The sequence below is a fragment of the Streptomyces sp. NPDC037100 genome (assembly GCF_055606225.1).
The window spans coordinates 270,639-287,611 of the sequence record NZ_JBVJSX010000011.1 but is presented as its reverse complement, the minus strand read 5'-3'; the positions used below and the strand labels follow the sequence as shown (position 1 = coordinate 287,611).

The window sequence follows — 16,973 nt, the reverse complement described above, 5'->3', positions numbered from 1 at the left end:
GGCGGGCGTCTGACCTCGGGGGACGAGTGCTGCCACCCGCCGCTTGACCTCAAATCTAGGCGTCCGGCCCTCCGCCGGCGTCATGCCCTCGTACCGATTGCCGGGCCTCCCCGAGGATGAGCCGCCACCTGCGATGTACTCCCCTGGGTGGAGACGGGGGCGCGGGTCTCAGGGACTTCCCCGACGGGACGCCTGGATCATCCCGCTCTGTCCGAGCTCTCCTCCCGCGGAACGGGCTGTTCCACCAGGGCCAGCACCCGATTCGCCATGAAGCGGGCGGTACGCACGACCGCCCCGGTACGGGTGACTTCGCTCACTTCCACGACACCCCGGCGTACCGCTGTCTCCACCCTGCGGCCCGCCCTGCTCGCCACGACCTCATACGTGCGCGTCGTGTCACCCGCGTCCACGACTATCTCCACACGATCACCCTTCACAGGACCAATCCCCCTTCTGCGACGGGTGGTTGGGATCACTCCACACGCGAAGTCCGCCTCTTCGCGCCCTCCCTGACCACCCTTCAAGTCTCCCACCCACCACTGACAATCCATCACGCTGAGAGGGCGCGGCCTCTGCGCGCGGGCGGCCGCGGAAACGTAAGCTGTGGCTCGTCACAGGACCGGGCAGCGGGGATGAACATGGCGATGATGCGCCTGAGGCGCGAGGACCCGCGCGTCGTCGGCTCGTTCAAGCTTCACAGACGGCTCGGCGCGGGCGGGATGGGCGTGGTCTACCTGGGCTCCGACAAGAAGGGGCAGCGGGTCGCGCTCAAGGTCATCCGTCCCGACCTGGCGGAGGACCAGGAGTTCCGCTCCCGGTTCGCCCGTGAGGTCTCGGCGGCCCGGCGGATCCGTGGTGGCTGCACGGCCCGGCTGGTGGCCGCCGACCTCGACGCGGACCGCCCCTGGTTCGCCACGCAGTACGTACCCGGCCCTTCGCTGCACGACAAGGTCGCGGCCGAGGGGCCGCTCTGCGCGGCCGATGTCGCGGCCGTCGGTGCCGCCCTTTCGGAGGGTCTGGTCGCGGTGCACGAGGCCGGGGTGGTGCACCGGGACCTGAAGCCGTCCAACATCCTGCTGTCCCCGAAGGGGCCGCGGATCATCGACTTCGGCATCGCCTGGGCCACCGGCGCCTCGACGCTCACCCATGTGGGCACGGCGGTCGGCTCGCCCGGCTTCCTCGCGCCGGAGCAGGTGCGCGGTGCCGCCGTCACACCGGCCACGGACGTGTTCTCGCTCGGTGCCACGCTCGCGTACTCCTCGATGGGCGACTCGCCCTTCGGGCACGGCAGTTCCGAGGTGATGCTGTACCGCGTGGTGCACGAGGAGCCGCAGCTGCACGGCGTACCCGACGCGCTGGCTCCGCTCGTCCGGGCGTGTCTGGCGAAGGACCCCGAGGAGCGGCCCAGCACACTCCAACTGTCGTTGCGGCTGAAGGAGATCGCGGCCCGGGAGTCGCAGGACCTCGCCGGCGTCCGGCCGCCCGCGCCGCGCGGTGCCGACAGCGACCGGCCCGTCGACACCTACCCCGAGCGGGCCCGGCGTCCGCAGGGGCAGCAAGGTACCGGAGCGCAGCGGGGTCGGGGCACTCCCCCGCCCCGGGGTTCCGCCCCCTCCCGGGACGGCCATGCCTCGCCGGACGGTACGGCTTCGCAGAGCGGGACGGGGGCGCGGGGCGGAGCCCGGGCGACCGGGGGCGGGAACCGGTCGACGGGGAGCGGAAGCCGCGGCAGGCCCCCGATGCGCGGGCCCGGTGCCTCGCGGGGCGGCACCCCCTCGCGGTCGGGGCCGCGGCCGACGCCCACCGGGCGCGACGGGACGCGGTCGGGCAGCGGCGGACGCCCCACTCCGCACAGCGGTGCCGGGCGCCCGGCGTCCAGGAACACGGGCACCAGACTACGGCCCGCCAATCCGCGGCTGCTGCGGCAGCGACTGTTCGTGTTCGTCGTGGTGACATTGCTGGTGGCAGTCGGTATCGCCCTGGTGCAGGGCTGCCAGGGCCCGGCGCGGGGACTCGGCGGCGACGGGGGCGGCGTACGGCAGGAGCACGTCCAGCGGGACGACCGCCCGCGGAACTTCGAACCTTAGGAATCCGGGTCGCGCGACCGCGGCCGTGGAGCGACGCCCGGCTTCAGCGGGGTGTCACAGCTGCGGCAGGATCCGCTCGAAGAACTCGCGGTCGCCGTCGAAGACCGGGTCCAGGGCCAGGAACTCCTCCGGGGTGACCCAGCGGGTCTCGGCGACCTCGCGCGGGTCGGGGACCACCGCGCCGGTGTCGGCCCGGGCGGTCCACCAGTGGAGACGGAAACGGTGGTCGTCGGTCTCCGACTCCCAGACCTTGGCCTCCGGGACGACGGTGAGGCCGACCTCCTCGTGGACCTCCCGGACGACCGCCTGCTCCTGGGTCTCCCCCGGCTCGATTCTGCCGCTGAGGGGCTGCCAGTAGCCGGGCCGGGCGACGGCCGGGCCGCGCCGGATCGCGAGGAGGCGCTCGCCGCGCCGGAGCACGGCGACGATCGCCTCGCGCTGCTCCACGGACGCCCCTAGATCGTGTGCCGGCCGGTGGCCACGGCGTAGAAGGCCACGGCGGCGGCCGCGCCCACGTTGAGGGAGTCGACGCCGTGGGACATGGGGATGCGGACCCACTCGTCGGCGGCGACCAGGGCCTGGGTGGACAGGCCGTCGCCCTCGGCGCCGAGCATGAGGGCGACGCGGTCCATGGTGTGCGGGGCGGCCTCGTCGAGGGACCGGGCCTTCTCGTCGGGGGTGAGGGCGAGCAGGGTGAAGCCCGCCTCGCGGACCGACTCCAGGCCCTTGGGCCAGGTGTCCAGACGGGCGTACGGGACGGAGAAGACCGCACCCATGGAGACCTTCACGCTGCGGCGGTAGAGGGGGTCGGCGCAGTCGGGCGAGAGCAGCACGGCGTCCATGCCGAGGGCGGCGGCCGATCGGAAGATGGCGCCGATGTTGGTGTGGTCGTTGACCGACTCCATGATGACGACGCGGCGGGCGGTCCGCAGGAGGTCGGCGGCGGTGGGCAGGGGCTTGCGCTGCATGGAGGCGAGCGCGCCACGGTGCACGTGGTAGCCGGTGACCTGCTCGGCGAGCTCCGGGCTGACGGCGTAGACCGGGGCGGGGAGTTCGTCGATGACGTCGCGCATGACGTCGACCCACTTGGCGGAGAGCAGCATGGACCGCATCTCGTAGCCCGCCTCCTTGGCCCTTCTGATGACCTTCTCGCCCTCGGCGATGAACAGGCCCTCGGCGGGTTCGCGCTTGCGGCGCAGCTCCACGTCGGTCAGGCCGGTGTAGTCGCGCAGACGCGGGTCGTCGGGATCCTCGACGGTGATGAGATCGGCCACAGGGTGATACTGCCTTGTCCTGGGTGCGGTGCCAACGGCTCGGGACGGGTTGGTTACCCGGGGTTACTCATGTGTCGCCGAGGCCGGGGAGCCGACCTTCACGACCTCGCCGATGACGATGACCGCCGGAGGCTTCACGTCCTCGGTACGCACGGTCTCCGCGACCGTCGCGAGAGTGGCGTCGACGCGGCGCTGAGCGGCGGTCGTGCCCTCCTGGACGAGGGCGACGGGGGTGTCGGCCGGCTTTCCGTGGGTGACCAGCGTCTCGGCGATCTTTCCGATCTTGTCGACGCCCATGAGGATCACGAGTGTGCCGGTCAGCCGGGCCAGAGAGGGCCAGTCGACCAGGGAGCGCTCGTCGTCGGGCGCGACATGGCCGCTGACCACGGTGAACTCGTGGGCGACCCCGCGATGGGTGACCGGGATGCCGGCCGCGCCCGGGACCGAGATCGAGCTGGAGATTCCGGGGACGACCGTGCAGGGGATGCCGGCCTCGGCGAGGGCCTGGAGCTCCTCCATGCCGCGGCCGAAGACGTACGGGTCGCCACCCTTCAGGCGGACGACCGACTTGCCCTGCTTCGCGTGCTCGATCAGCGCGTTGTTGATGGCCTCCTGGGCCATGAAGCGGCCGTAGGGGATCTTCGCCGCGTCGATGACCTCGACGTGGGACGGGAGTTCGGCGAGGAGATCGCGCGGGCCGAGGCGGTCCGCGATGACGACGTCCGCCTCGGCGAGCAGGCGGCGGCCGCGCACGGTGATCAGGTCCGGGTCGCCGGGGCCGCCGCCGACCAGGGCGACGCCGGGGGTGCGGGTGCGGTGGTGCGGGGCGACCAGCGTGCCGTCGCGCAGGCCCTCGACGACCGCGTCGCGGATGGCGGCGGTGTGGCGGGGGTCGCGCCCCTTGGCGTCGGTGGTCAGGACGGCGACCGTGACCCCCTCGCTGTGGCCGGTGGCCGGAGTCCAGGCCGTCGCCAGGTCGGCGTCGTCGGACCGGACGCACCAGACGCGGTGCCGCTCCGCCTCGGCCGATGCCCTGCCGTTCGCCCCCGTGTCGCTGGTGGCGATCAGGGCGTACCAGGCGTCCGCGAGGTCGCCCTCCTGGTACGGGCGCCTTTGCCAGGTGATCTCGCCGGCGTCCGCCATGGCCTCGACCGAGGGGGTCGCCTCGGGGGACACGAGGAGGACGTCCGCGCCCGCCGCGATCAGTGCCGGGAGGCGACGCTGGGCGACCTGGCCGCCGCCGAGGACGACCACACGACGGCCGGTGAGGCGGAGACCTACGGGGTAGGCGGGATGTTCGGCCATGAGGTGCGGCTCCTGTTGCGGCGGTGTTCAGTGCCCTGACGTGCGGATTTTAGTGGGCGGGAGGGAGGGCGGCTCAGGTGGTCCAGTGGCTGGGCACCTGAGGGTGCCACCGGTGGGCGGCCCGGGGCGGTCCGTGGGCGGGCGCTCCGCCCCGCGGAACGCCCGCCCACGGACCCACGGGGACGGCGTGGAGCCCTACTTCTCCGTCACGCCTGCAGAATCGAACGTCGCCACCTCGTGCATCGCCCGGGCCGTGCTCTGGACCAGCGGCAGGGCGAGCAGGGCGCCGGTGCCCTCGCCGAGCCGGAGGTCGAGGTCGACCAGGGGGCGCAGGCCCAGCTTGTTGAGGGCGGCGACATGGCCCGGCTCGGCGCTGCGGTGGCCCGCGATGCACGCGGCCAGGACCTCCGGGGCGATCGCGCGGGCGACCAGGGCGGCGGCGCCGGCGCTGACGCCGTCCAGGATGACCGGCGTGCGCAGGGATGCGCCTCCGAGGAGCAGGCCGACGATGGCGGCGTGCTCGAAGCCGCCGATCGCGGCGAGCACGCCGATCGGGTCGGCCGGGTCCGGCTGGTGGAGCTCCAGGGCCCGGCGGACGACCTCGGTCTTGCGGGCGAGGGTCTCGTCGTTGATTCCCGTGCCCCGGCCGGTGACCTCCGCCGGGTCCGCACCCGTGAAGACAGAGATCAGGGCGGCCGACGCGGTGGTGTTCGCGATGCCCATCTCGCCGGTCAGCAGGGCCTTGTTCCCGGCGGCGACCAGATCCCGGGCGGTCTCGATGCCGACCTCGATGGCCTGCCTGGCCTCCTCGCGGGTCATGGCGGGGCCGGTCGTCAGGTCGGACGTACCGCCGCGGATCTTGCGGGGCAGCAGGCCCGGGGTGGCCGGGAGGTCGGCGGCGACGCCCACGTCCACGATGCAGACCTCGGCACCGACCTGGGTGGCGAAGGCGTTGCAGACGGCGCCGCCGCCCAGGAAGTTGGCCACCATCTGGGCCGTGACCTCTTGCGGCCAGGGGGTGACGCCCTGGGCGTGCACACCGTGGTCGCCCGCGAAGATCGCGACGGCCGCGGGCTCCGGGATGGGCGGCGGGCACTGGCGGGACAGGCCGGACAGCTGTGCGGAGATGATCTCCAGCATGCCCAGCGCTCCGGCCGGCTTGGTCATTCGCTTCTGGCGCTCCCACGCCTCGCCGAGCGCCTTGGCGTCCAGCGGGCGGATCTGCGCGACGGTCTCGGCGAGCAGGTCGTGGGGTTCCTCTCCGGGCAGGGCACGGCGGCCGTATGTCTCTTCGTGCACGACCCACGACAGCGGGCGGCGCTTGGACCAGCCGGCCTGCAACAGCTCGGGCTCGTCCGGGAACTCGTCGACGTAGCCGACGCACAGGTAGGCGATGATCTCCAGGTGCTCGGGCAGGCCGAGGGCGCGGACCATCTCGCGCTCGTCGAAGAAGCTGACCCAGCCGACGCCGAGGCCTTCGGCGCGGGCGGCGAGCCAGAGGTTCTCCACGGCCAGGGCGGCCGAGTACGGGGCCATCTGGGGCTGGGTGTGGCGGCCGAGGGTGTGGCGGCCGCCGCGGGTCGGGTCGGCGGTGACCACGATGTTCACCGGCGTGTCGAGGATGGCCTCGATCTTCAGTTCCTTGAACTGCTTCGCCCGGCCCTTGGGAAGGGACTTCGCGTAGGCGTCGCGCTGGCGCATGGCCAGCTCGTGCATCGCGCGCCGGGTGTCGGCGGAGCGGATGACGACGAAGTCCCAGGGCTGCGAGTGGCCGACGGAGGGCGCGTGGTGGGCGGCCTCCAGGACGCGCAGCAGCACCTCGTGCGGGATCGGGTCGCTGCGGAAGCCGTTGCGGATGTCACGGCGTTCACGCATGACCTTGAGGACGGCCTCGCGCTCGGCGGGGTCGTAGCCGGGGGCCGCGGGGCCGGTGGACTGACGGGCTTCTGCCACTGCGGCCGCGCTCTCTTCTCGGCGTTCCTGGTCGGCGAGGTCTTCCTGTTCGGCGGCCCGGGTGTCCAGGTCGTCGGCGTTCTGTGCGAGTTCGGCGTCGCCGTCGCGGGGTGCCGGGACGATGACGGCGGGTGCGGGGGGCTCCGGCGCCTCGGGCGTCGCCGGCTGCGACCGCTGCGGGCCCTGTACCGGCTGTCCGGGCTGCTCGTCCACGGCCGGGGCGGGGAGTACCACGGTGACGTCCTCGGTGGATGCGGGAGCGTCGGAGGCGGGGTCGGGCTCGACGGTCTCGGTGGTGGGGGCGGCCGTGACCGCCTCGGGGGCCTGGGCCGGGTCTGTCGCGTCGGAGGTGGGGGCTGCCGCGGCGGTGGCGGCAGGCACGGGTGCCTCGGGTGCCTGAGCGGGTGCGGGGGCCTCGGTGGGTGCCGCTGCCGCGGGGGGCTGGGCCGGGGCGGTCACCTCCGGGGTGGCGCCCGGCTCGGGGGCGGGGGCGGGGGCGGGTGCCTCGGCAGGCTCGGCGGCCAGGGCTGCCGGTTCCGGGGCCGGGGTGACGACATCTTCCGCTGCCGGGGCAGCGCCACCTTCGGCGATCGGGGCGGGGCCGGGGGTGGTGGCGCTCCCGGCGGACGGAGCGGTCTCCTCCGGGCCGACCTGCTCAGGGGTCTGGGCAGCGGCGATCTGGCCGGGTGCCTCGGGGGCAAGGCCGGGAGGGGTGGGCTGCGGAGCCGCCGCCTCGGGTTCCTGCGCGGCCGGCGCGGCGTCAACTACCTGCTGTGGCTGCGGCTGCGGCTGCGGCTGCGGCTGCGGCCCAGCATCTTCGGTCTTGGCCTCCGATCCCGGCAGAACGGTCTCGGAGGCGGTGGCGCCCGCACTCGGCGCGGCGGCCTCGCCCGGGCCTGATGGGGCGGCCTCGGGAGCGACACCCGGAGTCGGCGTCTGCGCAACGGTCTCCGGGGCGGGGGCCGCTGCGTCGGGCGCGGGCGCGGCAGCGTCTGGGGTTGCCTCGTCCGGCACCTGGGCGGGGACCTCTCCGCCGGTGGGCTCGGGCGGGGTGACGGCCGCGTGCTCGGGGGCAGCGGCTGCATCCGGGAACGGGACCGCTTCCGGGACCTGGCCGGCCTGCGGGACCTGGCCCTGGTCGGCCTGCGGGACCTGGTCCGCATGCGGGACCTGGTCCGCCTGCGGAGCCTGATCGGCCTGCGGAGCCTGGCCGGCCTGCGGGACCTGGCCGGCCTGCGGAGACTGATCGGCCTGCGGAGCCTGGCCGGCCTGCGGGACCTGGCCCTGATCGGCCGGCGGGGCAGGGGCCGGTGCCACGGGCTGCCCGGCAGCGGGCGTCGGGGTCTGTTCGCCGGAGGCGTCCGGCCCGGGAGCCTCAGGAGACTCACCGCCAGGTTCACCGTTCTGCGCAGGGCCGTTCACGACCGGTCCCGGCTCCGATGCCGACGGCGCGATCGCTTCCGCAGCTGCCACGCCCCCCGCGTCGGCGGCAGCCTCCTGGCCCGCGTCGGGGCCGGCGCCGGCTCCGGCGGGGTCGCCAGCGGCGGCCGCTGCCGGCTCGGGAGTCGCGTGCCCGGCCTCGGCCACCTGAGCCTCTGCCACCTGAGCCCCGGCCGCACCGGGCGAACCGTCGGCAGCGCCGAGGCCGGCCTGGGCGGCAGCCACTCGGCCCACTGCCGCGTCCACGTCCAGGACCGCGGGGTCTGCCCCCTGCGCGGCCACGACCTGCTCCGGGGCGACGCCTTGGGCCCCGTCCGGGCCGACACCCTCATGAGCCGGGACACTCACACCGAAAGGGACACCCACAGGAGCCTGACCGGCCTCGGCCGCAGCCGGCTGACCCTCCGCCGGGCCCACACCGGGAACCACGGGGTCACCGGCAGCAGCCGCGTCGGCCTCGGAGACGACCTGCTCGGGCTCGGCGGTCGCCAAGGGCATGCCCGCGGGCTGCTCGGCGTGAACGGGCTGCGCGGGTGCGGCCGGAGCCGACGGTGTCGTGTGGTTCGTCTCCGTCGGCACCTGAGTCGCGACCGCCTGGGCCGTGTCCGTCGGTTCCGCTGCCGGAACAACCGTTTCCGCAGGTCCCGCCCCGGCGCTCACCTGGGCCGGGTGCGGTGCCGGTACGCCCCAGGGCGTGGCGGGCTGCGTCGGCGCCTCGGGGGTACGGGAGCCGTCGAGGTACTCGGGACCCGCCGAGGGCGGTGACGGCTGGCGTACCGGCGCGTCGGCGGGGCCGCGGTCGGCGAGGGAGCGGACGGGGCTCGCCGAGCTGTCGGGCAGCGGCGGGCCGAGGTGCAGGGGCCGGCGCGGGGTGATGGGCGGGATCGGCGGCGGGTCGGGCAGGCGGACGCCGCCGAGGTCCACCGAGCCGCTGTCGCGGCCGGAGATCTCGTGCGGACCGGGCTGGTGCACGGCCTCCTGGACCGGCTCCGGCGCGGGCGGCGGGACCTCGTTGCCCCAGGCGCCCTGGGCGCCCGGCAACAGCAGCAGGTCTTCGTCCTCGGCGGTGGTCTCGGAGAGGTAGGGGTACGCACCGGGCGCGTGGGCGTCCGGCTGCTCCACCATGCCTGCGCTCTCCGGCAGTCCCTCGCCCGGGACCTGGCCGGTGTCGGTCATGCGTACCCCTCGCCCATCGGTTAGTGCTCCTACGACCAGCTCGCCCGGAACGGCGCACCGACCGCCCCGCAGTGAAGAACGAGCGTGCGTCCCCAGCGGCACGAACGGTCCGCCCGGAAAAGGCGACAAAGCCATTCACTGGCATTGTCGCGGCCGAACCACCCCCACGGCAGCTTGATCCGCGACGGTTCCGCTGTGGACTGCGCCACGTTGCGCGTCCTCCGCTTCTGCCGTACCACACACACCCCAAAACGGGCGGGTTTTCCGGACATTGGCCGACGAAGCGCCGGGCGTCCTTGTGCGGTGCAGCGATCGGCCAGCCTACCGCGCGCAGTACGACAAACCGATCACGGGGACGGTCGCGGGGTCAGGCGCCGCGCTTCGGCAGGACGCCGCTGAGCAGGAACGCGACGCTCCGCTCCTTCTCCGTCCAGGCCCTGGTGTCGAGTTCGACGGACTGGAGGAGGGCGCACTCGACGGCGTAGCCGTGCTCGGTCAGGTCGCGGCCGATCAGTTCGGCGGCGTCGCGGGTGGCGGCGTGCGTGACGATGCGCTGCGGGCGGCGGTCGGCGACCGCCGAGACGACGGCCGCTCCCCCGCCGCCGACGCGGACGACATCCGGTTCGGGGAGGTTCTCCAGGATGTGCGGGGCGGTGCCGTGCACGATCTGGAGCTGAACGCCGAGGCGGCGGCCGGCGGCGTCGGTGCGGGCGCAGGCGTTCAGGTCGCTGTCGACGGCGAGTACGGCGGCGCCGGCCCGGGCCGCCTCGACGGCGAAGGCGCCGCTGCCGCAGCCGATGTCCCACACGAGGTCGCCGACGCGGGGCCCGAGACGGGCGAGTTGGGAGGCGCGCAGCAACTGGTTCTCACCCTCGCCGAGGCCCGAACCGTAGGCGTCGGCGGGCAGGGTCCAGCCGCGCGGCCCGGCGGACGGGTCGCGGCCGGAGATCCAGCCGCCGGTCTCCCCCGCCGTGTCCGGCCGGGCGGGGCCGCCGAGGACGATGACGACGTTGGGGTCGCGCCAGGTGTGGTCGGCGGCTTTGTCGGAGGTGACGACGGAGACGCGTTCGCGGGCGGTGCCGAGTTCCTCGCAGATGACGAAGGAGCGGTGGACTCCTTCGAGGAGCAGGCCGAGTTCGGCGGGGCCGGCGCCGGGTGAGGTGAGGACCGCGACCTTGGTGTGGGCGCGGCATACGTTGACCGCGCGGCGCAGGGTGCGGGGGTGTGCGACGACCACCTGTGCGTCGTCCCAGGGCATGCCGGCGCGGGCGAAGGCGGCGGCGACGGAGGAGACGGCGGGGACGACCTCCACCTCGAGGCCGAACTCGGGGGCCCGCAGGGTGCGTACGACGCCGAAGAAGCCCGGGTCGCCGTCGGCGAGGACCACGGCCGTGCCGCGGTGGGCGGCGATGCGGCGGGCGGCGAGGGCGACACTGCCGAGGCGGATGCGCTCGGCGCCGGCGGGTACCTCGGGGAGCGCCAGGTGGTGGGCGGCGCCGGCCACCAGCGTGGCGGCGCCCAGGGCGGCGCTCGCCGCGGCGGTCAGCGGCGAACCGTCCCAGCCGATCACCGTGACGCGGTCGGCCATCGTCGTCAGTCTCCAGGGGTTCTCGCAGGTCGTCTGCGTGGCGTGGTGGGGAGCAGCCCGGGGGCGGGTTCCGTGAGGGTACCCGGTGGAGGGGAAGGGAGGAGGGCCGGTGCCGTCGTCGCCGGCGTCCGCCGGGTGGTTCCGGTCAGTTCCAGTCGCCGAAGGACGTGAAGCCGTCGCGGAGCTGGTCGCCGACACCCTCGAGATCCTCGGGGAGCAGGCTCCAGACGATGAAGTCGGTGCGTACGTCGGTCCATGTGCCGTCCTCGGCACGGGCCCGGGCTATACAGGCGTTGCGCAGCACGCCCTCGCTGATACAGCCGATCTTCTGGGCGACCTGCTGGGAGGCGGTGTTGTCGGCCGCCGTGCGCAGTTCGATGCGCTCGAACTTCTGGTCCCCGAAGAGCCACTGGGCGGTGGCCAGGGCGGCCTCGGAGGCGTAGCCCTCACCGCGTGCCCAGGGGGCGATGATGTACGACAGTTCGGCGGAGCGCACGTGCCAGTTGGTCTTGCCGAGCTGGATGACGCCGACCAGGCGCTGGGTGAGGAACTCGGTGACGGCGAAGTCGATTCCGTGTCCCTCGGTGCGCTGGGTGGGGGCGTACTCGGTGATCCAGGTGCGGGCGCCGCTTTCGGTGAAGGGCTGGGGGACGGAGATCCAGGCCGCCACCTGTTCGTCGTTCATCATCGCGGCCAGGGAGGCGACGTCGTCTTCGTCGAGGGGACGCAGCACCAACCGCTCCGTGCTGATGGAGATGTTGGGGAAGGTGCTCGTCATGCGCCGCTCCGTAACCTTCGGTGAACCTTCAGGGCATGCTGAACTGCCCAGCATGCAGCATGAAAGCACTGATCCGCACCACGGGGCCCTTCCCACCGGATGGGGGGAAGGGCCCCGTGCGCGGGGTGCCGGACGTGGGCTCAGAAGGAGGCGAGCACGGAGCCGGCGTACTTGTCCTGGATGAACTTCTTGACCTCGTCAGAGGTGAGGAGCTTGGCGAGCTTCTTCACGCGCGGGTCGTCCTCGTTGCCCTTCTTCACGGCGAGGAAGTTGCCGTAGGGGTTGTTCTTCGGGGACTCCAGGACGAGGGCGTCCTTGGAGGGCTTGAGGTCGGATTCGATGGCGTAGTTGCCGTTGACCACGGCGGCGTCCACGTCGTCGAGGGAGCGGGGGGTCTGGGCCGCCTCCAGCTCCTTGAACTTGAAGTTCTTGGGGTTCTTGGTGATGTCGGAGGGGGTCGCCTCGTTGCCGACGCCGGCCTTGAGGGTGATGAGCCCGTTGGCGGCGAGGAGCTTGAGGGCGCGGGCCTCGTTGACCGTGTCGTTGGGGATGGCGACGGTCGCACCGCTCTTCAGGTCGTCGGCCTTCTTGACCTTGTGGGAGTAGAGGCCGAGCGGCTCCAGGTGGACCGTGACGACGGGCACGATGTCGGTGCCGTTCTTCTTGTTGAAGTCGTCGAGGTAGGGCTTGTTCTGGAAGTAGTTGGCGCCGACGGAGCCGTCCTGCGTCGCCGTGTTCGGCGTGACGTAGTCGGTGAACTCCTTGACCTGCAGGTCGAGGCCCTCCTTCTTCGCCAGGTTGTCCTTGACGAAGTTGAGGATCTCGGCGTGCGGGACGGGGCTGGCGGCGACGATCAGGGGTCCGTCGGTGTCCGAGCTGTCGGCGCCGCAGGCGCTGAGCCCGAGGGTGAGGGCTCCGGCGGCGAGTGCGGCGGTGGTGATCCTGGCGGTGTTACGCACGAAAAGTGCCTTTCCTCATGACCTTGCGAGTGGTGCGCCCCCTGGAATCAGGGGGTGGCGGCGCGAAGCGCCGTCGTTGCGGGGTGGTGGTCGGGCGACGGGTGGGCGGACGGGGAGTTCAGGAAGCGGCTTTGAGCAGCCGCAGCTTGGGAGCGGGCCCCGAATGGGCGCCGCGGCGGTGCAGCGAGCGGGCCGCGTAGTCGCCGGCGAACTGGATGACCGAGATGACGACGGCGAGGATCGCGACGGTGATCCACATCAGCTGGGTCTCGAAGCGCTGGTAGCCGTAGCGGATGGCGATGTCGCCGAGGCCGCCGGCGCCGACGGTGCCCGCCATGGCCGAGTAGCCGATGAGGGCGACGATCGTGGTGGTGGTGCTGGAGATCAGCGACGGCAGGGACTCGGGGACGAGGACCTTGCGGACGATGGTCCAGGTGTTGCCACCCATCGCCTGCACGGCCTCGACGAGCCCGTGGTCCACTTCGCGGACGGCCGTCTCGACCAGGCGCGCGAAGAACGGGATGGCACCGACGGCGAGCGGCACGATGGCGGCCTCGACGCCGATGGTCGTACCGGTGATCGAGCGGGTGAAGCCCATCAGCGCGACCATGAGGATGATGAACGGCAGGGAGCGGGCGATGTTCACGATCTGCCCGATGACCTTGTTGGCGGCGAGGTTCTGCAGGAGGCCCCCGCGGTCGGTGAGGACCAGCAGGATGCCGAGCGGCAGTCCGCCGGCGACGGCGATGAGCGTGGACCAGCCGACCATGTAGAGCGTGTCCCAACACGCCTGCTCCAGCAGGGGCTGCATCTCGGACCAGGTCACTTGGCACCTTCCTTCACCGGTTCAAAGTCGTGGCCCAGGAGGTCGATCTGGAGGCCCTTTTCCCGCAGGAAGCCGATGGGCACGACGTTGTCCTCGTAGCGGCCGGGCAGTTCGATGCGCATCCGGCCGACCTGGAGGCCGCCGACGGTGTCGATGGCGGCGCCGAGGATCGATATGTCGATGTTGTAGGTGCGGGCGAGCTGCGAGATGACGGGCTGGGTGGCGCTCTCCCCCTGGAAGGTGACGTCGACGACGGTGCGGTCCTCGCCGGAGGCCTCACCGCCGAGCGGGAACAGGGCCGAGGCGAGTTCCGAGCCGGGGGTCGCGAGGAGTTCGCTGACGGTGCCGGACTCGACGATGCGCCCGTTCTCCATGAGGGCGGCCGAGTCGCAGACCGACTTCACGACGTCCATCTCGTGGGTGATGAGCAGGACGGTCAGGCCGAGCTGCCGGTTCAGGTCGCGCAGCAGCGCCAGGATCGAGCGGGTGGTCTCCGGGTCGAGGGCGCTGGTGGCCTCGTCGGACAGCAGTACCTTCGGGTCGCCGGCCAGGGCGCGGGCGATGCCGACCCGCTGCTTCTGGCCGCCGGAGAGCTGCGCCGGGTAGGACTTCGCCTTGTCGGCGAGACCGACCAGGTCGAGCAGCTCCAGCGCCTTGCGGGAGCGTTCCTGCCCGGACTTCCCGAGGATCTCCAGCGGCAGCTCGACGTTGTCCTGGACGGTCCGCGAGGACAGCAGGTTGAAGTGCTGGAAGACCATGCCGATACGGCTGCGCGCCTGACGCAGTTCCCTCCCGGCGCGCGGGCCGCGGCCCGCCAGGGCGGTCAGGTCCTGCCCGGCGACGGTCACGGTGCCGGCGGTGGGACGTTCCAGCAGGTTGACGCAGCGGATGAGCGAGGACTTGCCGGCGCCGGACTGGCCGATGACGCCGTACACCTCGCCCTCGCGGACGTGCAGGTCGACGCCGTCCAGGGCGGTGACCTCACGGCCGCGTGCACGGTAGACCTTGGTCAGGCCCGAGGTGGTGATCACTGGGATTCCGTCACTGTCGAGTGCGCGGGCGTGGGGGTGCCCGGGCACAGGTGCATTCGGTCAGGGACGCGACACGGTTCTCGCTGGGAAGTGGAACCGGGGAGAACATGTGCGCGGGGCGGCTTCGGGTCACGCGACGCTCAGGGCGTGCGGACAAGCCGCGTCTCGCTTCGGGGCGCGAGCTCAGGGGTGGTGCAGGGGCCCTCTAGAAGGCGCACATTCGACACATACAACGAGCACCGGGCGTCATGGTCGCCTCGGTCGCGGGGATGCGGTCGCTCGTCGTGGTCATGTCGTCAGTAAAACACGCGTACGGTCCTGACCGACCCTCCGCTGTCCGGATGCTGGACAGCCGTGGACAGAGTCCGTGGTCGTCAGCCGCGTACGGAGATCTCCACGCCCTGCTCGGTGACCAGCGCGGACAGGGCCGACAGATTCTCGACGACGAGATCGGCGTGGAGTTCGTGGGCCTGATGGGTTGTGGTCAACGCCACGGTGGTCATTCCCGCGGCGCGGCCGGCCGTCAGGCCCGCCGGGGCGTCCTCGAAGACGACGCAGTGCGCCGGGTCGACGCCGAGCGCGCGGGCGGCGAGCAGGTAGGGCTCGGGATCGGGCTTGCCGCGGGTGATGTCGTCGGCGGCGACGAGTGTCTTGGGCAGGATGCCGACGGCGTCGAGCCGGGCCTCGGCGAGCCGCCGGGTGGCCGAGGTGACGACGGCCCAGCGCTCGGCGGGCAGCACGTCGAGGAAGGCCCGGGTGCCCGGCAGCAGGTGCACCCCGTCGTTGGGCACGTCCTCCACCTCCAGGTCCTCGATCCGCGCGACGGCGGCCGGCACGGCCTCGGCGGGCAGCAGATCGGCGGCTATCTCGACGGCCGGCCGGCCGTGCAGTTCGATGCGCGCGAACTCCTCGGCCGTGATCCCGTGCTCCCCGGCCCATTGCGTCCAGCAGCGGTCCACCGAGGCGAGGGAGGAGACGAGGGTTCCGTCGTTGTCGAACAGCAGGGCCTGCGCGTGGATCGTCATGCCCTCGACCCTACGGTGCAGGCCAGGGCCGGAAGCAGGGGGCCTTTTCGGCCGTAATAAGGTCGCTGCATGCTGAATGCCCTGACGCTGGTGACCGGAGTCGCCGCGCTGTTGCTCGCCGCCTGGTGCGGTTGGGCGGCCTACCGCGATCAGCCGACGAAGGACTGGCACTTCATCGGGATGGCCGTGGTCACGCTGCTGTCGCTGGTCCAGCTGGTCGTGGGGATCGTGCTGCTCGCGCAGGGCGAGAAGCCGGAGCAGGGTACGACGATCTTCGTGGCGTATCTGCTGGGGGCGTTCGCGTGTGTCCCGGCGGCGGGGTTCATGTCGCTGGCCGAGCGGACCCGGTGGGGTTCGGTGACGGTGGCCGCCGGCGGTGTGGTGCTGGCGGTGCTGGAGGTGCGTCTCTATGACATCTGGGGAGGCTGAGGTGAGCCGGCGCCGGCTGATCAGCGGGCCGGGCACGCTGCTGGTGTGGCTGTACGGCGTGATGGTCGTGGGGGCGGTGTCGCGGTCCGCGTTCCAGATCGCGACGGAGTTCGACCGGGCGCCGTTGGCCTACTCGCTGTCGGCCGTGGCCGGTGTCGTGTACGGCTTCATCACGTACTCGCTGGTGCGGGGTGGGGAGACGGCGCGGAAGGCCGCGCTGGCGTGCTGTGCCGCCGAGTTGGTGGGGGTGCTGACGGTGGGGACCTGGACGTTGGTCGAGCCGTCGGCCTTCCCGGACGCGACCGTGTGGTCCGACTTCGGGGTGGGATACCTCTTCATTCCCGTGCTCTTGCCGCTGTCCGCCATTTACTGGTTGCGGAAGGGTGCGCCTCGGGAGGGTGCCGCCTGAGGTTGGTCGGGCGGCCGCGGGCCGTGTGCGGAGGTGCACCTCGGGAGGGTGCCGCCTGAGGTTGGTCAGGCGGCCGCGGGCCGTGTGCGGAGGTGCGCCTCGGAAGGGTGCCGCCTGAGGTTGGTCAGGCGGCCGCGGGCCGTGTGCGGCTCGTCGCGCGGTTACCCGCGCCCCCGAGAAAGAGGGCCTCTCCTCACGCCGTCGCGGCGTACGTGCTCGCCGGTTTCTCCAGGACGATCATCGGGATGCCGTCCGCGCCCTGGGACGTGCCCACCGTTTCGTAGCCGACCTTGCGGTAGAGGCGGAGCTTGCCCTCGCTGCGGTGGCCGGTGTGGAGGCGGAAGCGGGTGGCGCCGTGGTGTCCGGCGAGGACCGATTCGGCCGCCTTGAGGAGGCGGGCGCCGATGCCGTGGCCCTGGAGACGGGGGTGGACACAGAGCTTGCCGATCGCGGCGGCGCCGTCCTCGGTGACCGAGCCCCGGACCGAGCCGACGACCTCATCGCCGAGCCGGGCCACGAAGACGCAGTCGCGGGTGACCTCCTCGCGGACCGAGTCGAGGGTTTGGACGAGCGGGTCGATGCGGTAGTTCCCGTACAGCGCCGCCTCCGGCTGGAAGCACAGGTACTGCAGCCTGAAGATCTGCTCCGCGTCCTGCTCGGTCGCCGCAGAGATGGTCACGCTCATGCCCATGT

Annotated in this window: 15 protein-coding genes; 3 read left to right on the top strand and 12 right to left on the bottom strand. The window is 72.6% G+C overall.

Annotated features, from left to right (window positions below; translation table 11 throughout):
• Positions 1-197 precede the first annotated feature (197 nt).
• The gene (locus ACZ7EG_RS31670) at positions 198-437 is read right to left on the bottom strand and encodes a hypothetical protein (protein ID WP_471086369.1); all 240 of its coding nucleotides are present in this window, start codon (positions 435-437) and stop codon (positions 198-200) included.
• A 195-nt stretch (positions 438-632) separates the two neighbouring features.
• On the opposite strand from ACZ7EG_RS31670, the gene ACZ7EG_RS31665 reads away from it, so the two are divergent.
• Positions 633-2,087 carry a serine/threonine-protein kinase gene (locus ACZ7EG_RS31665; RefSeq protein ID WP_471086366.1) on the top strand — a complete coding sequence of 485 codons (1,455 nt, stop codon included), beginning with the start codon at positions 633-635 and terminating at the stop codon, positions 2,085-2,087.
• Positions 2,088-2,141: 54 nt separating this feature from the next.
• Here the strand turns inward: ACZ7EG_RS31665 and ACZ7EG_RS31660 are convergent, their stop codons facing one another.
• The 10 genes from ACZ7EG_RS31660 to ACZ7EG_RS31615 form a co-directional block, all read right to left on the bottom strand.
• Positions 2,142-2,534: an NUDIX domain-containing protein gene (locus ACZ7EG_RS31660; RefSeq protein WP_471086363.1), complete on the bottom strand. Its 393-nt coding sequence runs from the start codon at positions 2,532-2,534 to the stop codon at positions 2,142-2,144.
• A gap of 8 nt (positions 2,535-2,542) precedes the next feature.
• Positions 2,543-3,361: a TrmH family RNA methyltransferase gene (locus tag ACZ7EG_RS31655; RefSeq protein ID WP_471086360.1), complete on the bottom strand. Its 819-nt coding sequence runs from the start codon at positions 3,359-3,361 to the stop codon at positions 2,543-2,545.
• Positions 3,362-3,424: 63 nt separating this feature from the next.
• A complete protein-coding gene (gene cobA, locus ACZ7EG_RS31650; RefSeq protein ID WP_471086357.1) occupies positions 3,425-4,666 on the bottom strand; it encodes a uroporphyrinogen-III C-methyltransferase in 1,242 nt (413 codons plus the stop codon).
• Positions 4,667-4,861: 195 nt separating this feature from the next.
• Entirely contained in the window at positions 4,862-9,235 is a 4,374-nt protein-coding gene (gene cobT, locus ACZ7EG_RS31645) for a nicotinate-nucleotide--dimethylbenzimidazole phosphoribosyltransferase (RefSeq protein WP_471086354.1), read from the bottom strand.
• 367 nt (positions 9,236-9,602) lie between these two features.
• Complete coding sequence (gene cbiE / locus ACZ7EG_RS31640) at positions 9,603-10,823, bottom strand: precorrin-6y C5,15-methyltransferase (decarboxylating) subunit CbiE (protein WP_471086351.1); 1,221 nt, start codon at positions 10,821-10,823, stop codon at positions 9,603-9,605.
• A gap of 145 nt (positions 10,824-10,968) precedes the next feature.
• Entirely contained in the window at positions 10,969-11,601 is a 633-nt protein-coding gene (locus tag ACZ7EG_RS31635; RefSeq protein ID WP_471086348.1) for a GNAT family N-acetyltransferase, read from the bottom strand.
• 140 nt (positions 11,602-11,741) lie between these two features.
• Complete coding sequence (locus ACZ7EG_RS31630; protein ID WP_471086345.1) at positions 11,742-12,560, bottom strand: MetQ/NlpA family ABC transporter substrate-binding protein; 819 nt, start codon at positions 12,558-12,560, stop codon at positions 11,742-11,744.
• A gap of 118 nt (positions 12,561-12,678) precedes the next feature.
• A complete protein-coding gene (locus tag ACZ7EG_RS31625) occupies positions 12,679-13,386 on the bottom strand; it encodes a methionine ABC transporter permease (RefSeq protein WP_402707539.1) in 708 nt (235 codons plus the stop codon).
• The gene (locus tag ACZ7EG_RS31620; RefSeq protein WP_471086341.1) at positions 13,383-14,417 is read right to left on the bottom strand and encodes a methionine ABC transporter ATP-binding protein; all 1,035 of its coding nucleotides are present in this window, start codon (positions 14,415-14,417) and stop codon (positions 13,383-13,385) included. The genes ACZ7EG_RS31625 and ACZ7EG_RS31620 overlap by 4 nt, the downstream gene beginning before the upstream one ends.
• Positions 14,418-14,791: 374 nt before the next feature.
• Complete coding sequence (locus ACZ7EG_RS31615) at positions 14,792-15,442, bottom strand: HAD family hydrolase (protein WP_471086338.1); 651 nt, start codon at positions 15,440-15,442, stop codon at positions 14,792-14,794.
• A gap of 69 nt (positions 15,443-15,511) precedes the next feature.
• Here ACZ7EG_RS31615 and ACZ7EG_RS31610 point away from each other — a divergent pair, with 69 nt between their 5' ends.
• Together ACZ7EG_RS31610 and ACZ7EG_RS31605 are read left to right on the top strand one after the other, a co-directional pair.
• Entirely contained in the window at positions 15,512-15,871 is a 360-nt protein-coding gene (locus ACZ7EG_RS31610) for a hypothetical protein (protein WP_053668244.1), read from the top strand.
• Positions 15,852-16,280 carry a hypothetical protein gene (locus ACZ7EG_RS31605; RefSeq protein WP_471086335.1) on the top strand — a complete coding sequence of 143 codons (429 nt, stop codon included), beginning with the start codon at positions 15,852-15,854 and terminating at the stop codon, positions 16,278-16,280. Before ACZ7EG_RS31610 ends, ACZ7EG_RS31605 begins: the two co-directional genes overlap by 20 nt.
• A 193-nt stretch (positions 16,281-16,473) precedes the next feature.
• Here ACZ7EG_RS31605 and ACZ7EG_RS31600 read toward each other — a convergent pair whose 3' ends face one another.
• Positions 16,474-16,971, bottom strand: coding sequence for a GNAT family N-acetyltransferase (locus ACZ7EG_RS31600; RefSeq protein ID WP_471086510.1), 498 nt, complete (start codon positions 16,969-16,971; stop codon positions 16,474-16,476).
• Between the last annotated feature and the right edge of the window lie 2 nt (positions 16,972-16,973).

Excerpts from the sequence above, each read along its gene's own strand:
- ACZ7EG_RS31665 (WP_471086366.1), top strand. The coding sequence starts at position 633 with ATGAACATGGCGATGATGCGCCTGAGGCGCGAGGACCCGCGCGTCGTC.
- cobA (WP_471086357.1), bottom strand. The coding sequence starts at position 4,666 with ATGGCCGAACATCCCGCCTACCCCGTAGGTCTCCGCCTCACCGGCCGT.
- cobT (WP_471086354.1), bottom strand. The coding sequence starts at position 9,235 with ATGACCGACACCGGCCAGGTCCCGGGCGAGGGACTGCCGGAGAGCGCA.
- cbiE (WP_471086351.1), bottom strand. The coding sequence starts at position 10,823 with ATGGCCGACCGCGTCACGGTGATCGGCTGGGACGGTTCGCCGCTGACC.
- ACZ7EG_RS31635 (WP_471086348.1), bottom strand. The coding sequence starts at position 11,601 with ATGACGAGCACCTTCCCCAACATCTCCATCAGCACGGAGCGGTTGGTG.
- ACZ7EG_RS31615 (WP_471086338.1), bottom strand. The coding sequence starts at position 15,442 with ATGACGATCCACGCGCAGGCCCTGCTGTTCGACAACGACGGAACCCTC.
- ACZ7EG_RS31610 (WP_053668244.1), top strand. The coding sequence starts at position 15,512 with ATGCTGAATGCCCTGACGCTGGTGACCGGAGTCGCCGCGCTGTTGCTC.
- ACZ7EG_RS31605 (WP_471086335.1), top strand. The coding sequence starts at position 15,852 with ATGACATCTGGGGAGGCTGAGGTGAGCCGGCGCCGGCTGATCAGCGGG.
- ACZ7EG_RS31600 (WP_471086510.1), bottom strand. The coding sequence starts at position 16,971 with ATGGGCATGAGCGTGACCATCTCTGCGGCGACCGAGCAGGACGCGGAG.